The following is a 24,879-nucleotide window of genomic DNA, read 5'->3' on the forward strand; positions in this document are numbered from 1 at the left end:
CGGAGAGCCCTACAGGTCGATGAACCCCACAGACTTCGCCTCGGTGGCGCTTCCTTGGGAGTGTTGCTACCTCCTTGGAAGAAATAGTGAGATAGTTCATTCAAGCAGCAGGAATAGCACCTAGATCGTAGATCAAAATATCGAGCCTCTCCCTCGGAATCAAGGGCCTTCTCAATGGACAACTCCTACTTATTGATAGACAAAAGAATCATGGCACTCACTCTTCTTGCAGGGCTTCTGACATCAGGGTGCTCTTCGCACGATGCCGACGAGCCTGGCTTAATCGATGGAACCGAAGGCGTCACACTGACCGTGAATGCCTGGAGTCAAGCACTGGCAAACGGACAGGGGAACCGCACATGCTCACTCATGGACAAGGACACACAAGCAGCTCTCATTTCTGAGACATCATCAGCAGACTGTCTCAGCGCTACAGCGGCATGGGCCAAGAAACATCCTCAATCGTGGACGATCACAGAAACCGATGTGGCCATCGATGGAGACAAAGCCACAGCCCGTTACGACGGCAATAGCGATGCCCAGGCGACAGCGAAATTACTGGGATCATCCTCCAGCCTGACCCTGCGTCGTATCGAATCCCGCTGGACCTTGGTGACGAAATGAAGCACAATGTGATCACTTCGCTGGTGACATCTTGAGACATCTTTCATCTGGACATGGCCTGGCCACAGGGTCCTTGATCGCGGAGGATATCCATGTGTCATTCGGGTCCACCCCAGCCGTACGAGGGGCACATCTCAGAATTGATCGTGGTGAGATCGTTGCTTTGGTGGGGCCAAGTGGGTGCGGGAAGTCAACACTGCTCAGATGCTTGGCCGGAATACACGTTCCTCAGTCCGGGCGTGTCGCATTTAATGATAAAGTGATCTCGGAGCTCTCCGACTCAGGACGCCGAAAATTTCGTGCCTGTCATCTGGGCTTCGTTCTACAGTTCGGCGACCTCATCAATGAGTTGACATTGCTGGAAAATGCGGCGTTACCCGCTTTGATGCGTGGCGCCACCCGTAGGGCAGGATTTGCAGAGGCAAAAATCTGTCTTCAGGAAGTCGGCTTAGAAAATCTCACACACCGGCTGCCACAACAAGTCTCCGGCGGAGAACGCCAGCGAGGGGCCATCGCACGGGCCCTGGTCGGCAGCCCCAGTTTCATTCTCGCCGATGAACCTACCGGCTCCCTGGACAGCAGCAACAGTGAATTAACACTGAGACTTCTTCTTGACCAGGCGCGCCTACGCCATGCCGGGGTGCTCGTGGTGACCCATGATCGTTCTCACCTGGACCGTTACGACCGACTGGTGCAGATGTCCAACGGTCTCGTCATGGGGGCCGAAACATGCTGAGCGCCTCGTGGCGAATGGCTTGGTGGGTGGCCTGGCGTGGACTCAGAGCGGACCGCCGTCGAGGGCCTGCACTTGCGGCGGTTGTCGCCCTCGTCGTCATCTGTCTGCTCAGCGCGCTGTCAGCCCCAAGCGTAGGCGCGGCGTACCGCGATGTACTCATCGCAACACTTCCTGCCAAGGAATCCCCGCAAAATTTTAAGCAAGGAGCTTGGCTCTCCCGATCGAATGAAAATTATGACCATGAAACGGTAGAAACTTTCCGAATTTCTGTACCAGAGGGGTCAACTTTTCGTTACCCGCACACCGAGGTGACACCGGCCCCTGGAGAGATGCTCGTGTCTCCAGCGCTGGCAGACCGGCTAGCGGATGATCACGAATTAAGGGCACGCTACAGCGCTCAAGTCATAGGGCACTTACCACGCCCAGCATTGACCGGCCCCCGCGACTTACGCGCAGTCATCGGCACCACACCGGAAGATATCGCTGCACGAGAGGGAACATTCGTCACACGGATGGGCGAGGCCTCCCGAGCTGAGATCAAGGTCCCCACATCGGTCACCGTGGGTGCTCCACTCATCGGGCTGATGCTCATCATCCCGCTAGCCTGGCTGATATGGATTACATCCGGCCTGGAATCCACTGCACGTGCACAACGCAGAGAAGCCATGACCTTAATCGGCCTACCTCGCTCGATGCTGTGGATCGTCGGAGGCGCCGAGGGAATGATCGCGGGTGTCGTAGGAGCAGCGCTCGGTGCACTTTTCTTTCTTCTGATCAAACCGATAGTGGCTCCCGCTGTCCCCCTGGGCACAGGGGTCTGGCCTGAAGACATTTCCCCACCGATCGGGCAGTCGGCGGTCGTTCTGGCTCTGGTGATCCTCTTCGTGGCTCTTTGCGACGCAGCTAGCTCAGCCAGATCTGGTTTCACCCCACAACCAGGCCGTAATCATCGTCGCCACGTGATCATCGGCCTCTGCGCCGCGGTGCTGGGTGTTGCGATGACCGCATCCTCGTTCTGGTGGCCCGATCAGGATGACATCGATACCAGAGGAAAACTTCTACTTGCCGGTTTTCTTTTATTGTGCATTTCCACCACTTCCCTAGGAAGAGAGATCGCTAGAGAAGTAGCTAAACTACCGATGCGGGCACGCAGGCCCTGGCTACTCATCGCAGGATCTGTCACCCAACGGCAAAGTGGCAATACAGCTGGAATGGCAGGCGCATTAGCCATTCTGGTCTTAGTGACAGGCATAATGCTGTCCCTGTTCCCAACACTAGGAGAAGCAGGATCTAGCCGTCGGACAAAAGCAGCTGAAATGCTAGGTCGACGACTCCTGATTGCGCCCTTCCCAACGAATGACCCCAGCAAATTCATGTTTAGCTCAGCTGCCATACTGACCGTAGAACATCCCGCAGTTAACTCGTCGAGCCCCTCTCCACAGATCAAAGTCTGGTTTGATTGCCGGGGGCTCTCGGTGCACGCTGATCCACCTACGTGTAGCGCCAAGGCCGTCGACGCCGCTCGGATAGCTTTCGCCGCACAGGGCATCCCACTCCCTGAAGAAATCAGCACTGGCACAGCGCCGCACACAACATATGAGTCCCACGATAATGCCATTGATTCCCCCTCGAAAGTCACCTACTTCATCTTCCAACCAAGCTCGGATGAGCAGCTTGAAATGCTTCGGACATCCCTGATACATCAAGGGTTCAATGGCTCGTCATTACAGACGCTTGGCGAACAGTCCGACGCCGCATTACAAGTCACCAGACCATTCATCGCAGCCACGATCGCCGGGATGACTATGGCGTGCCTGGTTGCAGTGTTCTCCCTCACGACCAGCCTCATCGCACAAGTCGTCGGTCGCCGTGACGGCTTACGCGGCCTACGTATCGCCGGAGTTTCCCTCGCCTCACTGCGAGCAGCCCTCATGCTGCAAGCCTGCTTGAACGTCTGGCCTACAGTAGCGCTGGCCTGGTTAGGCGGACTCGCCACCGGGACTGCCTTCATCAAACTATCCACTACAGGCGTTGAGCTGCCCATCGTGCCGTCAATGACATTGGCCTTGAGTGCCGCGATCTGTGCCCCCTTAGCCGTGGTATTCACACGCCGCACGCTTGATCACGTGTCCGACCCGGCGGAAAATCACGAGTGACCCAACAAGAATCACCACCGGACGGCATTCAGTCATCACAGCGCAAGGTTGTCATTGACATTTAGCCTCCGGGCTGCGCGCATCTCCCCTTGACGTAGACATTTCGAGGTTCATCGCCAGAGAGCGCAATACCTGGCCAAGAGGACACTGCGGTGGCCCAGTGCCACTGCGGTGTCGCGCCTCGGCTGCGGTGGTGACCTGTCAGCACCGCAGTGCTGACACTCCACCGCAGTGCCCGCCCACCTCCTCCCTCTCCCCCGGGCACCAAGCGCTACCGGACGACCCCAGGCCGTCCGTCTCCCCTGCGAGGATCTGCCCATGGACGTTCTACGCTCGGTCGCCCTCTTCGTCATCGCCGCTGTCGCCGAGATCGGGGGCGCCTGGCTGGTCTGGCAGGGCATCCGGGAGCAACGAGGCCTCGCCTGGGTCGGAGCCGGGTTCGTCGCGCTCGGCCTGTACGGGCTCGTCGCCACCCTTCAGCCGGACGCCCATTTCGGGAGGATTCTCGCGGCCTACGGCGGCGTCTTCGTCGCCGGGTCGCTGGCGTGGGGAATGGTCGTCGACGGCTTCCGCCCCGATCGCTGGGATGTCATCGGCGCGGCGTTCTGCCTGGTCGGCGTGGCCGTCATCATGTACGCACCCAGGCCGTCCTGAGGTCGGTCGGGCAAGAACCTCCGGCGCCGCCCACAACGGTGGACGGGCCACATCGGCCTTCCTGCACCTAGTCGTCCAGGTCGAGCATCTCGACGATTTCGTTCCGGTAGATGATCGCCTTCGCACCGAAGACCACCTGCACCCCACCGGCGACCTCGATGACGCCCGCCGCACCCACAGTGCGCAGAGCGTCCTTGTCCACCTCATCCGGCCTGCGCACCGCGACCCGCAACCGGGTGATGCACGCGTCCACGCTCTCCAGGTTCCCTGCACCGCCCAGTGCCGACACGATCTGCTCGCACTCCTGACGCAGCGGGCTCGTCCCGGGCCCCGGTTCGACCACATCACCGGACCCCGAACCCACCACCTCACCGCCATCGGTCTCCTCCTCGAAACGGCCCGGCGTCGCGATCCCGAACCGGCGGATCGCCACACTGAACGAGAAGTAGTAGACGAAGAACCACGCCACCCCGAACGGGACGACCAACAGCCAGTTCGTCCGGTCGTTGCCCTGCAGCACGCCGAACAAGGTGAAGTCGATGACCCCGCCGGAGAAGGTGTTCCCGATCCGCACCGACAGCAGGTCCGCCGCGAGGAAGCTCACCCCGTCCAGGAAGGCGTGCCAGACGTACAGCAGCGGCGCCACGAACAGGAACATGAACTCCAACGGCTCGGTGATCCCCGTCACGAACGAGGTCAACGCCACCGAGAAGAACAGACCCGTGTACTTCGCCCGCCGCTCCGCCGGTACACACCTCCACATCGCGAAGGCCGCCCCCGGCAGACCGAACATCATCGTGCCGAACCGACCCGCGAAATACTTCGTCCCCTCGGTGAATAACCCCGCGTGCGCAGGATCGGCCAACTGGGCGAAGAAGATCTTCTGCGCCCCCACCACCTGCTGACCGGCCACCATCTCCGTGCCGCCCAACGGGGTGTACCAGAACATCGGATAGACCACGTGGTGCAGGCCGACCGCCCCGGACAGCCGCAACAGGAAGCCGTACAGGAAGGTTCCCAGTGCTCCCAACGAAGCGATCGACTCCCCCGAGACGATCAACGCCTGCTGGACCGGCGGCCACACCAGGAAGAAGACCGCCCCGACCCCCATCGCCGCGAAGGAGGTCACGATCGGCACGAAGCGTGACCCGCCGAAGAAACCCAGGAAGGCCGGCAACTGGATGTTGTAGTACCGGTTGTGCAGCCACACCGCGACCCCGCCGATGGCCAACGAGCCCACCACACCGGTGTCCACCGGCTTGCCACCCGGGTCGAAGACCTTCAACAGCGCGCCGATCGTCGCCGTCATCACGAAATAACCGACCAGACCGGACAAGGCCGCGGTCCCCTTGTCCCGCTTGGCCAATCCGATGCACAGACCGACCGACAGCAGGATCGCCAGATTCGTGAAGACGATGGCACCGGCGTCGTTCATCACCTTGAAGATGCCCTGGAGCAGGGCGTTGTCCAGAGCGGGATACGCCGTGACCGTCGTGGGATTGGACAGTGCGCCGCCGATGCCGAGGAGCAGCCCCGCAGCAGGGAGGATCGCGATCGGGAGCATGAAACTCTTCCCGATCCGTTGGAGCTGTTTGAACATGTCTCTCCGATGAGCGAGATAGGACCGAACCCGAGGGCCGAACCTGACGCCCGGAGGGCAGCCATCGCGTCCGGGCGAACACCAGAGCAACGAAAAACCCGAGCGGGGCGCGCTCGACCTCAGATCGAGAACATCTCGCTCGGGTTCTGCCCGGACGTACCGGTAACAGCCCACAGCTGTAACGGGTTCACCGTAAACAGCCCTCACCGACCGGTCAAGGGCAGGCCCGGGCACACCGCACGCCCAGACCATGGGCCCGACGCGAAACCCAGCTTCTTCGGAATCACAGAAATGATCTCGCCGGTGACGACCTCGAAGAGGCCTCTCAACCCGGCTGCCTCACCCATGGGGTCGACCCGGTGACAACAGTTGCCACCCGTGTAGAGATAGGTGTTCTTCTCCTCCACGGAAGGATCCGGGGTGGTGAAACGCCCGGTCACCGGGTTGTACCAACGCACACCTAACCCGGTCATCCCGGAAACCGGGATCGCTGCCGACACGAATCCTGCCCACACCGAACGCCGACCCATCACGGTCTGCCCAGTTCCAGGTGCCAGATGCCCACCAGCAAGCGCCGACAGGGCCGACGACACGGCCCCGTCACTGGCAAGTCCTACACCTGAAAAACGGTATTAATCAATACAACTGGGAAAAAGTACAAAGCACACTTAAAGCCGGTGAGATGCGTGAACTCAGGTGCCCGAACATCACTTCGGTGGTGCATGGTCACTTCGGTGGTGACCCGTCGGCACCGAAGTGACCATGCACCACCGAAGTGGCCGACCGGACCCCAGGTCGGCCTAAGGATCCGGGGAACGCTCGGTCACCGGACGCGCCCTACCTGGGCAGTGGCACCGAAGCTGCGGCAAGTCGGGGAATCCCCTGCGAACACCGTACGCGAAGGTGTTGACTGAGCCTGGCCAGATTCGCTGAGTAACTAACTGCCATAACGTTTTTCCAATGCCACCGCTCAATGAGGAGTAGCCATGGCAGCACGCCACGACGTGCCCGCTCACCCGCGATATGTCGGCATCACACCGCCACCCCGTTTCCTCGCGGCCCTGATGACCGCCTTCCTCGTCGTGGTCGGCGCCATCGCCGCACCAGGACCAGCCCAGGCTGCTTCTCCCCGGAAGCACAAGAGCATCGTCTACGTCGAGGTCAACTCCAACGAACTGGCCAACGCCGGTAAATACCGACTGGCCGACGGCACGAACGTCTTCGACATCGCCATCATCTTCGCCGCGAACATCAACACCGGCAGCGACGGCAACGCAAAGCTCCACCTCAACGACAAGGTGCAGCGGACCCTCGACAATGCGGACACCCAGATCCGCCCCCTGCAACGCCATGGCACCAAGGTGACCCTGTCATTGCTGGGCAACCACCAGAAGTCCGGCTTCGCGAACTTCCCGACCAGGGAAGCCGCCGATCAGTACGCCGCCCAGGTGGCACAGGTCGTCAAGCAGTACGGGCTGGACGGCGTCGACATCGACGACGAGTGGGTCAAGTACGGTTCCAACGGTGTACCTGCCGCGAACGGACAGTCGGCGATCTGGCTCGTCGAAGCCCTCCACGCGAAGCTCCCCCAGGGCAGCATCATCTCGCTGTACAACATCGGCCCGGCCGCCGGCCAGCTGGCAGCCGCCCTGAGCAAGGTGACCGACAAGATCACCTACATCTGCAACCCCCACTACGGCACGTACGCGCCCCCGTCGTTCAACGTGGACAAGTCACGCCTCGGCGCGGCCGCCGTCGATCTCAACCAGACCGGCAAGTCCCGGATCCGAGAACTCGCACAGAGCACCGTCCGCGACGGTTACGGCTACTTCGTCACCTACGACCTCACCGCGGGCGACCACAGCGCCACCCTCTCGACCTTCACCGAGAAGCTCTACGGGCAACGCGCCGTCCACAAGGGCTGAACCCTCCCCACGGGAAAAGGGTGGGTCCGCTCTCCACCACGGGGAACGGACCCACCCTTTTCCTGCCCGCAGTCGCCGACAACGGGGAACACGCAACCGGCGAGCGCACGGACCTACGCATGACGCCTCGAGGGCGGAGGGAAGAGGATCAACGTCCCTGGAAGGCGTCGAGCGCCACACCCAGCGTGGCTGCGGCTCGCCAGTCCATCCGGCTGCCGTCCTCCAACTTGGGCAGGGTGATGAGGTAGTTGTCGAAGATTTTGAACTGTCGTTCGTCGGACATCACCAGTTGCTCGGAGGCATCGTAGAAGTCGAAGTGGAACTGCCACGGGATGGCCTCGAGCAGTTCACCGACCACCGGGACCAGTCCGCTGAAGCGACGCGTCATCGCCATGCCTTTGCTGCGTTCACGGCCGGTGGCCCGCAGGCCGGGCGTCTCCAGGTGCCACGTGGAGTTCAGCAGGGAGGCGACACCGTCCTTGCGGTAGATCGCCACGGTTTCCCCGTCGGCGTTGTAGACGTCTGTGGTGGCGGCCAGGTCGACGACATGGCGCGACTTGGTCCTCAGGACGAGCGCCGACTTCGACTCGTCGGAGAAGAAGTCGATCTTCTCCTTGAGTGCGATGATCTTCTGGTCCGCGAAGAGCAACAGGTCGCCAGGCTTGCCCTCCTCATCGGCGAGGTGGACCCAGTACTTGTTCATCACCGGGCTGATCTTCTGCTTGATGTAGAGCCGCTCGACCTCCTGCGGGCCGGGCAGGCCGTGCCCGATCGTGGCGTTCTGCTCCCAGACGGTGTCTTCCGTGGCCATGGTCAGCTGTTCGTTCCCCGTAGTCATGACGCACATACTGAAACATGCTCACTGGGAATATCCTGTGGGACCTGCTGAAATAACGGTGACGCCCACCGACGGCCACACACCACGACCTGCACCTGTCCCGCAGGAACAGGGATTCTCCCCTCCGGTAAACGGCTTTCCCCAGGAACAGCGGCCCGCCAGCGCCTAGACTGGAGAGACCCAGCACGCCCCGACGGATCGACCACCCGAAGGATTCTCGAGTGATCACCCTCGTCCTGGCCCACCTCGGGCTGGCACTCTTCGCCCCCCTCCTGGTGTCCAGAATCGGCGCCCGCGCGTTCTGGGCCCTTGCCCTGCCGCCAGCGCTCACCGTCGGCTGGGCCGTCCTGTCCTATGCCGACGTCCACTCACACTCCCCACCGACAGAGCGCTACACCTGGGTCCCCGAACTCGGCCTCGAACTGCTCTTCCGACTGGACCCCCTCGCCTGGCTGATGACCCTCGTCGTCACCGGGATCGGCGTCCTCGTCCTCATCTACTGCGCGGCCTACTTCGACGACGAAGAACCCGGACTCGGCCGCTTCGCCGGCTGCCTCCTCGCCTTCGCCGGAGCCATGCTCGGCCTGGTCACCACCGACAACCTGCTCGTGCTCTACATCTTCTGGGAAGCCACGACCGTCCTGTCGTACCTGCTCATCGGCCATGTCACCGGCAGTCGAGCCAGCCGATCAGCAGCGATGGAGGCCCTCGTCGTCACCACTTTCGGTGGGCTGGCGATGCTCGTCGGGATCATCCTCCTCGGCGAACAGAGCGGCACCTACCGCATATCCGAACTCGCCGCAGGACACGACCCCAGCACTGCCACCAGCATCGCCGTCGTCCTGCTCCTCCTCGGAGCGATCACCAAATCAGCGCTGCTGCCCTTCCATTTCTGGCTGCCCGGCGCCATGGCCGCCCCCACCCCGGTCAGCGCCTACCTGCACGCCGCCGCGATGGTGAAAGCCGGTATCTACCTCGTCGCCCGTTTCGCCCCCACCTTCGCCGACGTCCCCGGATGGACCCCCGTCGTCCTCACCCTCGGCGGAGGAACGATGCTGCTCGGCGCCGTCCAGGCCCTTCGCCAGTACGACCTCAAACTGCTCCTCGCCTACGGCACGGTCAGCCAACTCGGCTTCCTCGTCGTCCTCACCGGCAGCGGCACCACCGATGCCGCGCTCGCCGGGGTGACCATGCTGTTGGCTCATGCCCTCTTCAAGGCTTCCCTCTTCCTCACCGTCGGCGCCATCGACCACGCCACCGGGACCCGTGACCTGCGGAAACTCTCCGGGCTACGGCAAGAGATGCCCATGCTGGCCGTGGCCGGGACGATCTCCGCCGCTTCCATGGCCGGGCTCCCGCCCCTGTTCGGTTTCGTCGGAAAAGAAGCTGCCTACACCGCGTACACCACCGGCGAAGCCCCCTACTCGCCCTGGGTGCTGGCCGTCCTCGCTCTCGGCTCGGCCCTGACTCTCGCCTACAGCCTGCGCTTCGTCCGGGGCGCCTTCCGCACCGACGGCCACGTACCTCCCCTACAGATCCACACCCCTGGTGCCGTTCTCCAGAGCGTGCCGCTCCTGCTCGCCCTCGCCTCCCTGGCTCTCGGTGCTCTCTCCCCTTACCTGGAGCACACGATCCTCGGCTATGCGAACACCGTGGGACACACCACAGGCCAAGCGCACCTGGGGCTATGGCACGGATTCAACCTCGCCCTCGGGCTCTCCTTCGCCACCTGGACCCTGGGTTTCGCCATCGACGCGCTACGCGGCCCGTTGACCACGCTCTGGGGAGAGAACACCCCGGCACCGCTCTCCGAACGGATCTACCGGGCCACCATGCGGCTGCTCGACCGGATCTCCTTGGAAGCCACCGGCGCCCTGCAGCGCGGTTCGCTACCGCTCTCCCTGGCCCTGATGTTCCTCGTCTTCCTCATCTTCCCCGGCGGGTCGCTCCTCATCGGCGACCACGACTGGGCCTCTCTGCCCATCCGGGCCTACGACATGCCTGCCCAGGTCGCTGTCGCCGCGGTGACCGCCGTCGTCGCCATCGCCGCCGTACGCTCTCGGCGACGGCTCCGCGCCGTCATCCTCGTCGGAGCCACCGGCTACGGCTGCGCCTACCTCTTCCTCCTGCACGGTGCCCCTGACCTCGCACTGACCCAGGTGCTCGTCGAAACCGTGTCCATCCTCGTGTTCGTCCTCGTCCTGCGACGGCTCTCCGGACGGTTCAACGACGACGCCAGCGCCTCCGAACGGGTGCTGCGCGCTGTGCTCGGCACCGGCGTCGGCACGGTGGTCGCCCTCTTCGCCCTGCTGATGCCAGGGATGCGCCAGGCTCCCCCCGCCTCCGAAGGGATGGACTTCTGGTCGGTGGATTTCGGTGGCGGCCACAACATCGTCAACGTCATCCTGGTCGACGCCCGGGCCTGGGACACCATGGGCGAACTCTCCGTCGTCCTGGCCGCTGCCACCGGCGTCGCCAGCCTGATCTTCCTCCAGGAAGACAATGTCGAAGGTGCTCGACGCAAACTCGGCGAGATACGCGCCCGACGCCGGGCCACCCACGACATGCCCAGTGCGCACGCCCGGTGGCTCGCCGAAGGGAAAGGCCTCCTTCCGGAACGCCGATCGGTCATCCTTGAAGTCGTTGCCCGGCTCATCTTCCACGTCGTCATCGTGTGGTCGATTTATCTGCTGCTCTCCGGCCACGACTCTCCAGGCGGGGGATTCGCCGCCGGACTCGTCGCCGGCCTGGCCATCGCCGTCCGCTACCTGGCCGGCGGCCGCGACGAGATGCGCGCCGCCGCCCCCGTCATGCCAGGACTTCTCCTCGGCACCGGACTCTTCCTCTCCGCAGGGAACGGACTGGCCTCCATGTTGGTCGGCGGAGACGTTCTCCAAACCTGGCATGCCTACGTCCACGTCCCCCTCATGGGCGAACTCCACCTCGTCAGCTCAGTGGTCTTCGACATCGGGGTCTACCTTGTCGTGATCGGACTGCTCCTGGACATCCTGCGCAGCCTCGGCGGAGCCCTCGATCAACAGATCGAGGACGATCCGGGACGTACCCTCGACGACTCCCCCGCCCACAGCGACCACGGCACGGTGGGACCCCGATGACCGCCAACCTGACCCTCGCCCTCCTGACCGGAGTCCTCATCGGTTGCGGAGTCTCTCTCGTCATGGCTCGAGGCATCGTCCGGTCCTTCCTCGGTGTCCTGCTCATGGGCAATGGCGTCAACCTGCTCTTCCTCATAGCCAGCGGGAAAGCCGGGCGTGCACCCATCGTCGGCACCGCAGACCCGCAGGAGATGAGCGACCCCCTCCCTCAGGCCATGGTGCTCACTGCCATCGTCATCACCCTGGCCCTCACCGGATTCGTCCTCGCGCTCGCTCACCGCTCCTGGCAGTTGGCCCGCAGCGATGTCATCGTCGACGACACCGAAGACGCCCGAATCCACGCGAAAGCCGCCGAGAACGACCTGTCCGACAGCGAATTCACCACCGACGAGGAACCGGACCCCGGCGAGGACCCCGATCCCGGAGGACATCGCCGCCGAGGCGTCACCACCCGGCCCGCACCGATCAGAGAGGAACCGTCCCGGTGACCCTCGCCCCCGACTCGCTGCTGGTACCGCTGCCGGTCGTCCTTCCCCTTGTCGGAGCCGGGCTCACCCTGGTCTCTTGGCGACGCGACGTCTGGCAACGCGCCATCAGTCTCGCCGTCCTCACCGCTGTCCTCGTCACCTCTGTCGCTCTGGTGTTGCTCGCCGACCAGGACGGCCCGCTCGCTGTCGAAACCGGCGGCTGGCCCGCGCCCATGGGCATTGTCCTGGTCGTCGACCGGCTCTCCGCGCTGATGCTCGTGGTCTCCACCACCGTCACCCTGGGCGTCACCCTCTACTCCATCGGACAAGGCCGCTCCGCCGACGACGAACGCGACGGCGAAGCCCCCATGCCGATCTTCTACCCGACATTGATGGTGCTGCTCGCCGGGGTCTCCACGACCTTCGTCAGCGGCGATCTCTTCCACATCTACGTCGGTTTCGAGATGCTGCTCGTCGCGAGCTTCGTCCTGCTCACCCTCGGCGGATCAGCCGACCGGGTACGCGCCGGAGTGAACTACGTCTTCGTCAGCCTGCTGTCGTCGATGTTCTTCCTCGCCTCGATCGCCCTCGTCTACGCGGCGACCGGCACCGTCAACCTCGCGCATCTCTCCGGGCGCCTCGACGACCTCCCCTCCGGGACACAACTCAGCCTGCAGGTCTTCCTCCTGCTCGGTTTCGCGGTGAAAGCCGCTGTCTTCCCGATGTCGGGATGGCTGCCCGACTCCTATCCGACCGCGCCCGCTCCGGTGACCGCCGTTTTCGCTGGACTGCTCACCAAGGTCGGGGTCTACGCGATCATTCGTACCCAGACGCTGCTCTTCCCCTCCGGACGTTTCGACACGGTGCTCCTCTGGGCGGCGATCCTGACGATGCTCTTCGGCATCCTCGGCGCCATCGCCCAGGACGACATCAAACGACTGCTCTCGTTCACCCTCGTCAGTCACATCGGGTATCTGCTCTTCGGAATCGCTGTGGGCAATAGCGTCGGCCTGTCCGGTGCGATCTTCTACGTCGCCCACCACATCCTCATCCAAACGACGCTCTTCCTCGTCGCCGGGCTCATCGAGTGGCGTACCGGGACAACTTCCCTGAACGAACTCGGCGGATTGGCCCGCACCGCACCCGTCATCGCGGTCCTCTTCTTCCTGCCCGCGATGAACCTTGCCGGCATCCCCCCGTTCTCCGGTTTCCTCGGGAAGATCGGCCTCATGCAGGGCGGCGTCCTGGCCGAAACGCCACTCGCCTACGCCCTGGTCGCGACGTCCGCGGTGACCAGCCTCCTCACCTTGTACGCGGTCGCCCGGGTGTGGGCATTGGCCTTCTGGCGACGCCCGGTCACCGAGCTCACCGACCCAGCTGACGCCGACATCGATCCGGCTCGGCTGCGCCTGCTGCAGGAGAACATGCATCGGACGGTGCCCCGGGAAATGATCGCGCCGACGACGATGCTCGTCGCACTCGGTATCGGCCTCACTGTCATCGCCGGACCGCTCTACGGGATCACCAACCGGTCCGCCACCGAACTCCAGGAACGCACCCCCTACGTCCAGGCCGTCTTCCCCGGAGGTGTCCGATGAGAGACGTGCTGCGTCGACGGGTGCAGCTCGGCCCGCTGCTGCTCCTGGCCCTGATCTGGGTGCTCCTGTGGGGTCGGCTGACCTGGGCTACTGCCGTCGGGGGAATCCTGATCGGGCTGACCGTGATCCTCATTTTCCCCCTTCCCCCGCTGACCTTGGGATTGCGTCTCCGCCCCTGGGCCTTATTCGTGCTCTTCCTGCGGTTCAATGTCGACCTGATCGTCGCCAGCCTCCAGGTCGCCTGGGCCGCGGTCACCCCGTGGACCCGTCCGAGCGGGAGAACGGTCCGGGTGCCACTGCGCTGCGACGACGACCTCTTCGTCGTGATCACTGCGGAGATGACTGCGCTCGTCCCGGGGACCATCGTCATCGACGCCGTCCCGGAGCGGCGCGAACTCTTCCTGCATGTTTTCCACGCCTCCGACGAGCACGATCTGGCGAAGGTCCGCGCCCGGGTACTCGCCCAGGAGGAGAGGGTACTGCGAGCGCTCGCCGCCGATCATCGGAGCATCATGGCCCGTCCGGTGCGTGATGTCACGGAGGTGACGGACGTGGTGGAGCTCTCGTCAGGGCCGACAAGACCTGTTCAGGAGGAGAAGTGATCGAGAGCGTCGTGTTCTGGATCATCGGGGCGATACTCGTCATGGCTGCGGTGTTGAGCGTGGTCCGCATCGTGCGGGGGCCGACGGCGATCGATCGGGCTGTCGCGAACGAGGTGTTGGTGGCGATCATGGTGTGTGCTTTGGGTGTCGAGGCAGCCATGACGCGCCATGACACGACTCTGCCGATCTTGATCTCGTTGTCGTTGACGGGTTTTCTGGCATCGGTGTCGATTGCCCGTTTCGTGGGCCGGGATCGTGACCGGCGCCCGGGTGGTTCGCCGGATGCCGGGGACGAGGCCGGGCCGGGGGTGATCCGGTGATGTGGACGGCGGTGGCCGATGCGGCGGGCCTGATGTGTCTGTTCGTCGGAGCCGCTTTGTGTCTGGCTTCGGCGATCGGCCTGCTCCGGTTGGGTGATCTCTATTCGCGGATGCATGCGGCAACGAAACCTCAGGTACTCGGAGTCCTGTTGGTGTTGTTGGGGATCGGGTTGCGGCTGCGTGATCCGTTCGATCTGGGGATGCTGTTCCTGGTGGGTGTCTTCCAGTTGTTCACCATCCCGGCGTCGGCGCAGATGCTGGCGCGGGCGCACTATCGCGCCCAGGAGTCGTCCGACGAGTCGGATTCGTCGGTGTCTCCTGTGGTGGGTTCCGGCACGGCTACGGACCGATCCGAGCATCGGTGACCGCCGTGCCCGACGGCATGTCGTGTTCGGATCGGTGGGAGGTGAACTTCCGTTCTCTCTTCGACGTTCATCCCATGACACTGAGGCACGAGGTGGTGCCTGTGCTCGGAGGAGAGACGGATGGCTGAGCGGAGCAGCACGACACGACGCATCATTGTCGGAGCCACTGGCGTTCTCGTGGCAGCGGTGACGGCGACTGTTGTCGTCGTCACTATGCCGGACGACTCTCCTGGTGGCTCTTCGGCCCGCTCTCCGTTGCCGGTCGACGAGGTCGCCGCACGCTGTCGGCAGGCCGATGCGGGGGATCGTCCCCAGGGCACCGAGTGTGCCCGTTCCGGGTCGATCGTCGATGTCCGGTTGGAGGAGCTACGACCGACGCAGCCTTCCCTCGGGCATGACGCCGTCTTGTACCGCTTGGGTCGGTATGGCGCGGAGAAGGACAAGGTCAACAAGAAGTACGTCGACTGGTGTCAGGCATCGGGTTTGTCCGATGCGGTGTCTGCTTCACCAGCTGCTTCGTTGACCGATCCGGGCAGTTTCGCTTGCGAGTTACGTCCTGGACAGGAAACCGACGACAGCCGCCAGAAGATGAAGACGGTCGTGATCGGCCCTCAAGGGCGTCCTTATCTGGTCGATGGGCATCACACGATCACGGCTTTCCGTGAGTTACCGGACGGCGGACCCGATCTGAAGGTGCGTTTGCGGGTCGTGGGCAATCTGAGCGGGTTGGATGAGCAGACTTTCTGGGAACGGATGCGATCGCGGAAGTGGGCCTGGTTGAAGGACCACGAGGGGAAACAGATCACGGCGGCGCAGCTGCCTACCGGGCTGTCCCTGGGCGAGTTGACCGATGACGCCTATCGGAGCCTGGTCTACTTCACCCGGGATGTGGGCTATACCTCCAAGGAGGTTCCTTTCCAGGAGTTCTACTGGGGCGCTTGGCTGCGCTCGTCGGGGAAGGTCGACCCGAAGCAGCTGATGACCCGAGATCCGGCCACCTATCTCGAGGCGGTTCGCACGGCGGCTCAAGCGCAGGTGTCCTTGCCGAAGAAGTCTGTGGTGTACGACGGGATGACCGCAAAGCAACTCGGGCGCCGCGCATCCCTCAGTGACAAGGACCTGAACAAGCTGTCTCGTCCGATCGACGACCCCAAACCGGGAAAGATCGCTTATCTGTTCGCCGGTCGGAGCATCCAGGCCAAGCGCTGATGCGGGTCTTCCGGTGTGGTTCGGACATCTTTCCCCTGATGTCCGAACCACACCGGCGCGGCCTGTCGTCCGTCCTCGGTCCCCGTGGTTCTCCCCGTTCCCCTCGTCGTCCCCTCCCCCGGTACTGCTTCGTCCCCTGCCCCCGTTCCCCGTCCCCGTCCCCCGTCCGCCCCCGCGGACTCCCCGGTACGGTGCCTTTCCGCTCCCCAGCGGCCCCCGGCCTGCCGTACACCTCTCCCATCGGCGCTCCGATCCCCGGCCGTACCTGCCTCCGGTCAGCACTCGGTCAAGAAATGGTCAAGCGTTCGACGTACCCCTCACCGGGCCCCTTTCTCCGCCCGATCACCCTCGACGCGCCCGCTGAGCGGACAGCCGCGGGCCCAACACGATCACCGCCACCCCGAACAGCAAGAACCCTCCGCCGAGGAAGGAGGCCGCATTCGGGCGCTCGCCGAGGAAGACCCAACCGGACAGGAAGCCGACGACCGGCACCAGTAAGGCGAAAGGTGCCACGTCAGCAGCCGGGTAACGGCCGAGCAGGCTGTTCCAGATCGAATAGCCGACCAGGCTGGCCAGCACCACCGTGTACAAGGTCGACCACAGCGCAGCTGCCCCCAGGTTCGTCAATGCCTCCCCGATCGCCGCCGGGCCTTCCAGAACGAGCGACATCCCGAGCAGGGGAAGCGGGACGAACAACCCACCCCAGACGGTCAGCCCCAGACCGGAAACCCCTGCGCACCGCCGGGCAGCGACATTGCCTGCACCCCAACTCAGCGCGGCGCACAAACACAACAGGATGCCGTGCAAGGGTGTCGCCCCCGTACGCCCGAGCGAGACGACCGACAGCCCGAGAAAAGCCAGCCCCATCCCGACGAGCTGGACCGGACGTGGTCGTTCCCGCAGCACAGCAGCGGCGATGACCGTGGTGAACAGGGCTTGGGCCTGCAACACCAGCGATGCCATCCCCGACGCGAGACCGGTCGCCAGAGCCGAGTAGAGAAAACCGAACTGCCCGGCCGACATGAGCAGACCGACCGCAGCCAGATCCCGCAGACGAACCTTCGGCCGGGGCACGAAAGGCACCGCCAGGCAGATCCCGAGAAAACGTATCGCGACGAAGAGCAGCGGCGGCATCCCGACCAGACCGATCTGGATGACCACGAAATTGAGCCCCCAGACGAGCACGACGACCAGAGCAAGCACGACATGTCCGAGAGCCATTGGGTCATCTCACCGGAGAACGCCCTTCCTGTCCAATAGGCCCGGAAGTTCCAGCCACTGCCTCGCGGAAGATCTCAGCGACCTGCGCACGATGGGTCAGCGGCGCCAGGTGGGAGGCCCGCGGGATGATCCGGGTCCGCCCGTCCCGGCAGGCCTGGGCGTAGTCGGCGAGATCGATCCGCAGCTGGTCGTACTGTCCTGCGACCAGGTAGACCGGGCAGGCCACCGGAGCCAGTTGGTCGGCGCGCGCCTCGGCAACCACGCCGGCCCAGGCGGCCGGGGTCACCTCGTACCCGGTGGCATCGGGGATGTCCTGGGCTTGTGCTCCGAGGCGGCGCATCACGCCGTTGGCCACGGCAGCCATCCGTTCGGCACCGACCAGAGGCAGCAGTCGAGCGAAACCGGTGTAGAGGAAAACCAGTCGGGGATGTCGTGACGGGTCGGCGCAGGCGCCGACGAGTACCAGCCCGGACAGCCGTTCCGGGTGTTGGTGGGCATAAGCCGTGGCGACATAGCCGCCCAGGCTGTGCCCGGCCAGGAGGACCGGACGGTCGGGGTCGGTTGACCGTACTGCGGCGTCGACGACGGCCAGGGCTGCCGAGGAGCTCCACGGTTCACCGGCCCGGGTTCCGTGACCGGGCAGGTCGACGGCGAGAAGGTCGGCGTCGGGGACGAGTTCGTCGTATCCGCGCCATTGTCGGGCGTCGAAGCGGGTGCCGTGGACGAGGATCAGCAGGGGCCGGTCGGTCACGCAGGTCACCGTACCCGGATCGGGTTCCTTTCGACCATCGGTCCGGTGTGGCCTCTGACCTGCGGTCGTGGGGTCACCGGGTGGCGGCGAATCTGCGTCCTTCGGTGATGTAGGCGAGTTTGCCCGGCGTCTTGTCCGACAGGGGTTTGCCGAGTCTCGCCAGGGTTTTTTCCCCGAGTTTGGTGCGTAGGCCGAGTTGTCCTGCGGTCATCCCGTCGTGCACCACAGTTCGTCGAGGCACGTTGATCTGTGCTTTTGCTGCGGTCTGAACTGCTTTGAGGTAACTCGCCGGGTCGTCGCTCTGCCATCCGGTCAGGTCGACCTTTCCGGACTCACGTAGCCAGGTCGCCCAGTGGAATTCCTGGAAGGGAACTTTGCGTGGCCGGTGGCCGATGCCACGGGTGAAGTAGGCCAGGCTCCGGTACCGGTCGTCGCCGAAGGATTTCAGGGACAGGTCGCCGGGCAGGGTGTCCGGCGGGATCTCCTTGCCGGTGGCATCGCGCAGCCACACCCATCGTTCGGTTCGCATTCGTTCCCAGAAGTCTTTCTCTCCCAGGCCGCCCAGGTTCGCCATGACCCGCACTCGTACCCGCATGTCGGGTCCGCCGTCGGGCATGGTGTGGAAGGCGGTGAAGGTGTGATGTCCGTCGGTGAGATAGGGACGTCCGCCGCGGCCGATGACGACGGTTTTCATCCGGGACCGGCTCTCCTCGGTCTCTTCTCCTGGGCGGAGTTCGCAGGTGAAGGTGCTGGGGTCGGACAGTTTCGATCCGGCGTCGGCGGCGATGGCGCCCAGCAGGCCGGAGGATCGGCACCAGTCCGTGAATCGCCGGTTCACCTGGTCTTTGCCTGCGGTGTATCTTCCGAGCCGGTAGTGGACGGCGTCGTGCCCGACCGTGGGCTGGGTGGGGGTCAGGTCACCGAGCCGGATCTCGATGATTTCGCCTTCGCGGGCGCACAGGTGCGGCGGTGTACCGGGTTGTCGGCCGCCGAGTCGGCATTGAGCCAGCCGTTGCCCGGAAGCCAGTGGTGATCGTCCGGTGGCCAGTTCGGAAGTGGCAACGACGAAAACCGAGACGGTTCCGACCACCACAGCGATAGCGCTGATCACGACGGCGGTACGGCGGGGGTGCCGGACCGGATGGGGCATGCGGGTCTCCTTCGGGGCGCCGATACGCCGGTGCGTACCACTTCGGCGCCAGCTGAACGACCGACGTCCTCGGTGAGTTCGCCGCTATGACCAGGTGCTTCCAGGTTGTTTCCTGCATGTCACCTACTCGCGGGTAGGTGACATGTCAGGGAGAAGTGTCGCCGGCTGTTCGAGAAGGTGGGCGGCCTTCCAGGTCCAGATCTGTCGGATAAGGGGCGGCACGCACACGGACCCTGACCCGGTCACCTGGACGCAACTGCGCCACCTGGTCGGTCGACCCCGGGTCGAGCACCGCGATCACCGGATAGCCACCGGTGGTCGGGTGGTCGGCGAGGAAGAACACCGGCTGCCCCGACGGAGGGATCTGCACGCTCCCTCGGACGACAGGCTCGCTCTCCAGTTCACCGTCGACCGCCCGCTCGAGACGAGGACCGTGACAACGCACGCCGACCCGGTCGCTGTCGGCGCCCACCGTCCAGCAGGAACCGGCAAAGATCTCCCGGGCGGTCCCGGTGAACCAGTCGGCGCGAGGACCCCAGGTCGCGCTGAGGGTCGTCGCCCTGCCCGAGGCATCGCCAGGCCCGCCGTCCACCGGGCCGACCGGCCCCCGATAGGCGGAGCAGGCCACGTCGGCGGCCGGTCCGACCGCGAGCTCCCAGAGACCGTTGTCGATGACGGAGACGGCCTTGCCACCGGACTCGAACAGGTCACCTGCGGCCAGTGGTACCGGCCCCAGGCCCGAGATCGTGTCGGTCGACCGGCTCCCCAAGGTCTGCGGACAGTCGACCCCGCCGAGAACCGCGAGATAGGAACGCAGCCCGCTCACCGGACGGCCCAGCTCGAGCTGCTCACCGGCAGCGACGTGCACCGGGGTGGAAAAAGCCACCGGACGGCCGGCGACCTGTATCGGCAGCGGTGCCCCGGCGACGGCGACCACGGTTGCCGTCCTCGCTTCCAGGACGAGCCCACCGGCCAACACCTCCAAGGTCGCTGCACCCTCGGGATTGCCCACCAGACGATTGGCCAGCCGATGGGCTCCTCGATCAGCGGCCCCGGACGGCCCGACCCCCAGCGCGGCCAGACCTGGACGGCCCAGATCCTCGACGAGAGTACGCAGGCCCGGATGGACGACCTGAAAACTCATCGACCTGCCCCTTCCGTCTCGGCGTCACGGACTCCTTCCTGCCCCGGCGCGCGCCCGGTGACATCGACGAAGGAGACCCGCGTCCCAGGGGTGAGTAGCGCCGGCGACGATCGTCCGGTGTCCCACAAGGACGCATCGGTGCGGCCGATCAGCTGCCAGCCTCCAGGGCTGGACGTCGGATAACACCCGGTGTATCCCCCGGCCAGGGCCACCGAACCTGCTGGGACCCTGGTCCGCGGGGAAGAACGACGAGGAACCATCCAGGTGTCGTCGTCGCAGGTCATATAGGCGAAGCCTGGCGCGAAACCGCAGAAGGCCACTGTCCAGGTCAACGTGCTGTGCCGGGCGACCAGCGCTTCTACGCTCAGCCCGAGGTGGTCGGCGGCGACGGTGAGATCTTCGCCGTCGTAGACCGTGGCGATCTGTATCTCGTAGTCCGCTGTGGCGGCGAGCGGCCCGGGAGCGATGTCCTTGATCGCGCGGACGACGTCCGGCATCGAGGCAGCACCGGTCGTGCGCAGCAGCAGGGTCCGTGCTGCCGGGACGATCTCGACGACACCGTCGACCGGATGGCTACGCAGCCCTGCCAGGTAGGCGAGAGCCTCTGCGTTGTCACCGAATTCAAGGATAAATGCGTCGACTCCGCTGGGTAGGACCCGCATCAGGAGGTGCTTCCGGCGAAGGATGTGACCTGAATACCGGCGTTGTCGAGCGCGGCACGGACAGCGCGAGCCAGGTCAACGGCGCCGGGGCTGTCACCGTGCACGCACAGGGAGTCCGGGTGAAGCCGCACGGTGCTGCCGTCGACGGCATCGACGACGCCGGAGGTGACCATGCGGACGGCGCGGGCTGCGACCACGGTGGGATTGCGCAGGACGGCTCGGGGATCTTTGCGCGGGACCAAAGTTCCTTCGGGGGTGTAGGCCCGGTCGCAGAAGGCTTCGGTGGCCGTGGGTAGGCCTGCTCGGTCCGCCAGTTCACCGGCCAGCGATCCTGGCAGCCCCAGCAGGATGAGAGGTGTCCCTGCGTCGGCGAGTCCGCGTAACGCGTCGACGACGGCCTGGGCTTGACCACGGTGATGAGCGATCGTGTTGTACAGCGCGCCGTGTGGTTTGCAGTAGGCGACGCGCACGCCTTCAGCGGCGGCGACGGCCTGGAGCGCACCGATCTGGTAGCGGATCTCGGCGGACAGTTCTTCGGGCTCGACGTCGACGAAGCGTCGTCCGAAGCCGGCGAGGTCACGGTAGGAGACATGGGCACCGACGGTGAGTCCGTGCTCGGCGGCGAGGCGGATGGTCCGGGTCATCACGAACGGGTCTCCGGCGTGAAATCCGCAGGCCACGTTCATGCTGGAGAGCACGGGAGCCAGCTCGGCGTCATCGCCCAGGCTCCATCGGGAAAAAGACTCTCCCACATCGGCATTGAGGTCAATCCGCATGGGCCCATCCAATCACCGACAGCGGCAGGAAAAATTTCCGGGCTGCCCTTCACAGCTTCCCCGACTGCTCTACGGTGGCGGACGTCCGCCCTTTCCCTTCACCCTCAGGAGGCCACCATGTGGGTCCTGCTCGCCGTCGTCGTCGTGGTCGTCGGTTTCGCGCTGAGGATCAACAGCCTGCTGGTGGTCACGGTGGCCGGTATCGTCGCGGGTCTCCTCGGCCGGTTGAGCCCGATGCAGATCCTGGACACCTTCGGTCAAGGTTTCGCCAGCAGTCGCAGTGTCACCGTTTTCGTGGTGACCCTGCCGGTCATCGGCTTGATCGAACGGTACGGTCTGCAGTTCCAGGCGCGGGCACTGATCGGCCGGTTGACGAAGCTGTCCGTCGGCCGCTTGCTGATGTTGTACATGTTGATCCGGCAGATCACGGCGGCGATGGGCCTGGTCAGTATCGGTGGGCCCGCGCAGAGTGTGCGTCCGCTGCTGTACCCGATGGCCGAGGGCGCTGCCGAACGTGAGCACCCTCGCCTGACCGAGCGGATGCGCGAGAAGATCAAGGCCTTCTCGGCGAGTTCCGACACCGTGGGCCTGTTCTTCGGCGAGGACATCTTCATCGCGATCGGGTCGTTGTTGTTGATCACCGGTTTCGTCGACTCCACCTACGGGCTGTCCCTCGAACCGATCGATCTGGCCAAGTGGGCCGTACCCACAGGGATCGCGGCCTTCCTGATCCACGGCGGTCGGCTGCTGTGGCTCGATCGGACATTACGCAGGATGTCCGCCGAGGAGAACGAGCCGAGGCCTGCTGGCGCCGAGGCCGCGGCGACCGCCGCCCCGGAGGTCATCCGATGATCCAGGTCGAATGGTTGTACTGGCTGGTCGGGGCGTTCTTCGTCGTGCTCGGCGGGCAGGCTGCGATGGATCACAGCGTTCCCCGGCGGCATCTGTCCGGGCTGTTCTGGATCTTGCTGGGCCTGGGTTTCTGGTACTCGACCTTCGTGGTGGCCAAGACCGCTCCGGCGTGGGTCCTCGGGGTGATCGTCATCTCGATGGCGGTCTTGGCCGGGATGGGGCTGCCCCACAAGGGCGCCGACAATTCGACCACCGACGAGGAACGGAAGGTGTTCGCGCGGAGGTTCGGGAACAAGCTCTTCCTTCCTGCGCTGACGATCCCGTTCGTCACGGCGATCTTCGCGACCGTACTGATCGACACCCGGATCGGTGGCCGACTGCTCCTGGAGAAGGGGTCGGCCACCATCATCGGCCTGACCATCGCGAGTCTGGCCGCCTTGGCCGTGGCCGCAGTCCTGCTGCGTCCTAAGTCTCCGGCGGTTCCGCTGCACGAGGGGCGACGCCTGCTGGGGCACATCGGCTGGACGGCGGTGCTGCCGCAGATGTTGGCGACCTTGGGGGTGCTCTTCCAGGTGTCCGGGGTCGGCAAGGCCGTCGGCGAGGTCGCCGGAGGTCTGCTGCCCAAGGGGTCGGTGCTGGCTGCAGTGGCTCTCTACTGCGTGGGCATGGCCGCCTTCACGATGGTCATGGGGAATGCCTTCGCCGCTTTCCCGGTGATGACCGCAGCCATCGGGTGGCCGCTGCTGGTGCAGCACTACCAGGGTGATCCGACGGTGATCTTCGCGGTGGGCATGCTGGCCGGTTTCTGCGGAACCCTCGCGACCCCGATGGCCGCCAATTTCAATCTCGTCCCAGCGGCCTTGTTGGAGATGAAGGACCAGTACGGCCCGATCAAGGCCCAGCTCCCCACCGCTGTCGCCTTGTTGGCCTGCAATATCGGGATCATCACCGTCTTCGCCTTCTGACCCTGCCCCGCCACGGTCCGACTCCCTTCTGCCAAGGAGCTCCCTCATGATGACCGATCGACTCCGGCGCCAGGCCGCACCTTGGGCTGCCATCGCCTGCGACGTCCTGGAGACGCCTTTCCCCTATGCTGCCGCGCACCTGGCTGACGGCCCCGAGGACTGTGAGGTGACGCCGTGGCGGTTGCATCCTGCCTTCCACGGCTCGCTGGACTGGCACAGTTCGGCGCACATGCAGTGGTCCTTGGTGACCTTGTTGACCGTCGCACCGGCCTGCCTCGACGACGACCTCACCGACCGGGTGGTGCGCCTGTTGAACGGCCGGTTGTCCAGCTCGGCGTTGGCCGCCGAGGCGGACTATCTCCTCGCCCGCCCCAATTTTGAGCGCCCCTACGGGTGGGCGTGGGCGGCGATGCTCTGCGCAGCTCTCCACCGCTGCCCTCGTCCGGAGTCGGCAGCCTGGTCGGCCGCGGCACATCCGCTGGCTGTGGCGATCGGCGAGCTGGTGCCGAGCTGGCTGGACAGGCAGGTCTTCCCGGTACGGCACGGGGTGCACAGCAATACCGCTTTCGCCTTGTCCTTGTTGCACCGGGCGTACACCGGTCTGGAAGACACCGGCACGGTAGCAGTGGTGCGTCAGGGCATCCTCGACTGGTACGACGCGGACGACGACCTCGACACCCGTTTCGAGCCCAGCGGGCAGGATTTCCTCTCCCCGGCCTTGTCCGAGGCCGAATGCCTGTTGGGGATTCTGCCCGAGGAGCAGCGGGCTGATCGTCTGGCCCGGTTGTTGCCCGGGTTGGGTGCTGGCCGGCACGCCCATCTCCTGGAGGTACCGCCGGTGCTCGACGGGACCGACGGCCATCTGGCCCATCTGTACGGGCTGGCCTTGTCCCGATCGTGGCAGTTGCGGACGCTGGTCGAGTGGCTGCCCGAGCAAGCGGCGGCCGACGTCCAGGCGGGGGCTCGTCGTCAGGTGGAGGCGGTGATTCCGGTGATGACCGGAGGACATTTCATGGCGACCCACTGGCTGGTCTCCTTCGCACTGTTGGGCGAGCTGGCCGACGACACCGACCAAGGACGAACAATGACCACTCCTCGACGCCGCCGAACAAGGACCATCGGCCCTAACCGAATATGCCCGAGATGAG

At 64.8% G+C, this 24,879-nt stretch carries 24 protein-coding genes; 15 read left to right on the plus strand and 9 right to left on the minus strand.

Going from position 1 to position 24,879, the window contains the following annotated elements:
- The first annotated feature begins 210 nt into the window (after positions 1 to 210).
- From DX923_RS16245 to DX923_RS12185, 4 genes are all read left to right on the plus strand, one after another.
- A complete protein-coding gene (locus DX923_RS16245; RefSeq protein WP_205413040.1) occupies positions 211 to 624 on the plus strand; it encodes a hypothetical protein in 414 nt (137 codons plus the stop codon).
- A 94-nt stretch (positions 625 to 718) separates the two neighbouring features.
- Positions 719 to 1,360 carry an ABC transporter ATP-binding protein gene (locus DX923_RS12175; RefSeq protein WP_162872942.1) on the plus strand — a complete coding sequence of 214 codons (642 nt, stop codon included), beginning with the start codon at positions 719 to 721 and terminating at the stop codon, positions 1,358 to 1,360.
- A 512-nt stretch (positions 1,361 to 1,872) separates the two neighbouring features.
- Positions 1,873 to 3,516: a hypothetical protein gene (locus DX923_RS16250; RefSeq protein WP_162872943.1), complete on the plus strand. Its 1,644-nt coding sequence runs from the start codon at positions 1,873 to 1,875 to the stop codon at positions 3,514 to 3,516.
- A gap of 318 nt (positions 3,517 to 3,834) precedes the next feature.
- Positions 3,835 to 4,170 (plus strand): YnfA family protein, encoded by a 336-nt coding sequence (locus tag DX923_RS12185; RefSeq protein ID WP_116115280.1) that lies wholly within the window; start codon positions 3,835 to 3,837, stop codon positions 4,168 to 4,170.
- 67 nt (positions 4,171 to 4,237) lie between these two features.
- On the opposite strand, the gene DX923_RS12190 is transcribed toward DX923_RS12185, so the two are convergent.
- Positions 4,238 to 5,770, minus strand: a complete 1,533-nt coding sequence (locus DX923_RS12190) for a PTS transporter subunit EIIC (RefSeq protein WP_116115282.1) — start codon at positions 5,768 to 5,770, stop codon at positions 4,238 to 4,240.
- Between the two features lie 203 nt (positions 5,771 to 5,973).
- Complete coding sequence (locus DX923_RS12195) at positions 5,974 to 6,363, minus strand: RHS repeat-associated core domain-containing protein (protein WP_162872944.1); 390 nt, start codon at positions 6,361 to 6,363, stop codon at positions 5,974 to 5,976.
- 393 nt (positions 6,364 to 6,756) lie between these two features.
- Between DX923_RS12195 and DX923_RS12200 the strand changes: the two genes are divergently transcribed.
- Positions 6,757 to 7,695, plus strand: a complete 939-nt coding sequence (locus DX923_RS12200) for an endo-beta-N-acetylglucosaminidase H (protein WP_116115286.1) — start codon at positions 6,757 to 6,759, stop codon at positions 7,693 to 7,695.
- A gap of 148 nt (positions 7,696 to 7,843) precedes the next feature.
- Here DX923_RS12200 and DX923_RS12205 read toward each other — a convergent pair whose 3' ends face one another.
- Entirely contained in the window at positions 7,844 to 8,533 is a 690-nt protein-coding gene (locus tag DX923_RS12205; RefSeq protein WP_116115288.1) for a hypothetical protein, read from the minus strand.
- A 221-nt stretch (positions 8,534 to 8,754) separates the two neighbouring features.
- Between DX923_RS12205 and DX923_RS12210 the strand changes: the two genes are divergently transcribed.
- The 7 genes from DX923_RS12210 to DX923_RS12240 all read left to right on the plus strand — a co-directional run bounded on the left by DX923_RS12210 (position 8,755) and on the right by DX923_RS12240 (position 16,210).
- Positions 8,755 to 11,649: a Na+/H+ antiporter subunit A gene (locus DX923_RS12210; protein WP_116115290.1), complete on the plus strand. Its 2,895-nt coding sequence runs from the start codon at positions 8,755 to 8,757 to the stop codon at positions 11,647 to 11,649.
- Positions 11,646 to 12,137, plus strand: coding sequence for a Na(+)/H(+) antiporter subunit C (locus DX923_RS12215; protein ID WP_116115292.1), 492 nt, complete (start codon positions 11,646 to 11,648; stop codon positions 12,135 to 12,137). Before DX923_RS12210 ends, DX923_RS12215 begins: the two co-directional genes overlap by 4 nt.
- On the plus strand, positions 12,134 to 13,714 hold the full coding sequence (locus DX923_RS12220; RefSeq protein WP_116115294.1) for a Na+/H+ antiporter subunit D: 1,581 nt from the start codon (positions 12,134 to 12,136) through the stop codon (positions 13,712 to 13,714). The genes DX923_RS12215 and DX923_RS12220 overlap by 4 nt, the downstream gene beginning before the upstream one ends.
- Positions 13,711 to 14,316, plus strand: coding sequence for a Na+/H+ antiporter subunit E (locus DX923_RS12225; protein WP_116115296.1), 606 nt, complete (start codon positions 13,711 to 13,713; stop codon positions 14,314 to 14,316). The genes DX923_RS12220 and DX923_RS12225 overlap by 4 nt, the downstream gene beginning before the upstream one ends.
- Positions 14,313 to 14,636, plus strand: a complete 324-nt coding sequence (locus tag DX923_RS12230; RefSeq protein ID WP_116115298.1) for a monovalent cation/H+ antiporter complex subunit F — start codon at positions 14,313 to 14,315, stop codon at positions 14,634 to 14,636. Before DX923_RS12225 ends, DX923_RS12230 begins: the two co-directional genes overlap by 4 nt.
- Complete coding sequence (gene mnhG, locus DX923_RS12235) at positions 14,636 to 15,001, plus strand: monovalent cation/H(+) antiporter subunit G (protein WP_116115300.1); 366 nt, start codon at positions 14,636 to 14,638, stop codon at positions 14,999 to 15,001. The genes DX923_RS12230 and mnhG overlap by 1 nt, the downstream gene beginning before the upstream one ends.
- A 120-nt stretch (positions 15,002 to 15,121) precedes the next feature.
- The gene (locus DX923_RS12240; RefSeq protein WP_116115302.1) at positions 15,122 to 16,210 is read left to right on the plus strand and encodes a ParB-like protein; all 1,089 of its coding nucleotides are present in this window, start codon (positions 15,122 to 15,124) and stop codon (positions 16,208 to 16,210) included.
- A 342-nt stretch (positions 16,211 to 16,552) separates the two neighbouring features.
- On the opposite strand, the gene DX923_RS12245 is transcribed toward DX923_RS12240, so the two are convergent.
- From DX923_RS12245 to DX923_RS12270, 6 genes are all read right to left on the minus strand, one after another.
- The gene (locus tag DX923_RS12245; RefSeq protein ID WP_116115304.1) at positions 16,553 to 17,431 is read right to left on the minus strand and encodes an EamA family transporter; all 879 of its coding nucleotides are present in this window, start codon (positions 17,429 to 17,431) and stop codon (positions 16,553 to 16,555) included.
- A gap of 4 nt (positions 17,432 to 17,435) precedes the next feature.
- A complete protein-coding gene (locus DX923_RS12250) occupies positions 17,436 to 18,182 on the minus strand; it encodes an alpha/beta fold hydrolase (protein WP_240322627.1) in 747 nt (248 codons plus the stop codon).
- Positions 18,183 to 18,255: 73 nt separating this feature from the next.
- Positions 18,256 to 19,332, minus strand: coding sequence for a ParB/Srx family N-terminal domain-containing protein (locus DX923_RS12255; protein ID WP_116115308.1), 1,077 nt, complete (start codon positions 19,330 to 19,332; stop codon positions 18,256 to 18,258).
- Positions 19,333 to 19,477: 145 nt separating this feature from the next.
- On the minus strand, positions 19,478 to 20,476 hold the full coding sequence (locus DX923_RS12260) for a biotin-dependent carboxyltransferase family protein (RefSeq protein ID WP_116115310.1): 999 nt from the start codon (positions 20,474 to 20,476) through the stop codon (positions 19,478 to 19,480).
- The gene (locus DX923_RS12265; RefSeq protein ID WP_116115312.1) at positions 20,473 to 21,138 is read right to left on the minus strand and encodes a 5-oxoprolinase subunit B family protein; all 666 of its coding nucleotides are present in this window, start codon (positions 21,136 to 21,138) and stop codon (positions 20,473 to 20,475) included. The genes DX923_RS12260 and DX923_RS12265 overlap by 4 nt, the downstream gene beginning before the upstream one ends.
- Positions 21,138 to 21,914, minus strand: a complete 777-nt coding sequence (locus tag DX923_RS12270; protein ID WP_116115314.1) for a LamB/YcsF family protein — start codon at positions 21,912 to 21,914, stop codon at positions 21,138 to 21,140. The genes DX923_RS12265 and DX923_RS12270 overlap by 1 nt, the downstream gene beginning before the upstream one ends.
- Before the next feature lie 117 nt (positions 21,915 to 22,031).
- Between DX923_RS12270 and DX923_RS12275 the strand changes: the two genes are divergently transcribed.
- Genes DX923_RS12275 through DX923_RS12285 form a run of 3 tightly spaced genes read left to right on the plus strand, consistent with a single transcriptional unit; the run spans position 22,032 to position 24,878 of the window.
- Positions 22,032 to 22,766 carry a DUF969 domain-containing protein gene (locus DX923_RS12275; protein WP_116115316.1) on the plus strand — a complete coding sequence of 245 codons (735 nt, stop codon included), beginning with the start codon at positions 22,032 to 22,034 and terminating at the stop codon, positions 22,764 to 22,766.
- Positions 22,763 to 23,731: a DUF979 domain-containing protein gene (locus DX923_RS12280; RefSeq protein ID WP_116115318.1), complete on the plus strand. Its 969-nt coding sequence runs from the start codon at positions 22,763 to 22,765 to the stop codon at positions 23,729 to 23,731. The genes DX923_RS12275 and DX923_RS12280 overlap by 4 nt, the downstream gene beginning before the upstream one ends.
- 46 nt (positions 23,732 to 23,777) lie before the next feature.
- Positions 23,778 to 24,878, plus strand: a complete 1,101-nt coding sequence (locus DX923_RS12285; protein ID WP_116115320.1) for a DUF2891 family protein — start codon at positions 23,778 to 23,780, stop codon at positions 24,876 to 24,878.
- Position 24,879: the final 1 nt, after the last annotated feature.

Origin of the sequence: Austwickia chelonae (genome assembly GCF_003391095.1) — a bacterium.
Taxonomy (GTDB): Bacteria; Actinomycetota; Actinomycetes; order Actinomycetales; family Dermatophilaceae; genus Austwickia; species Austwickia chelonae_A.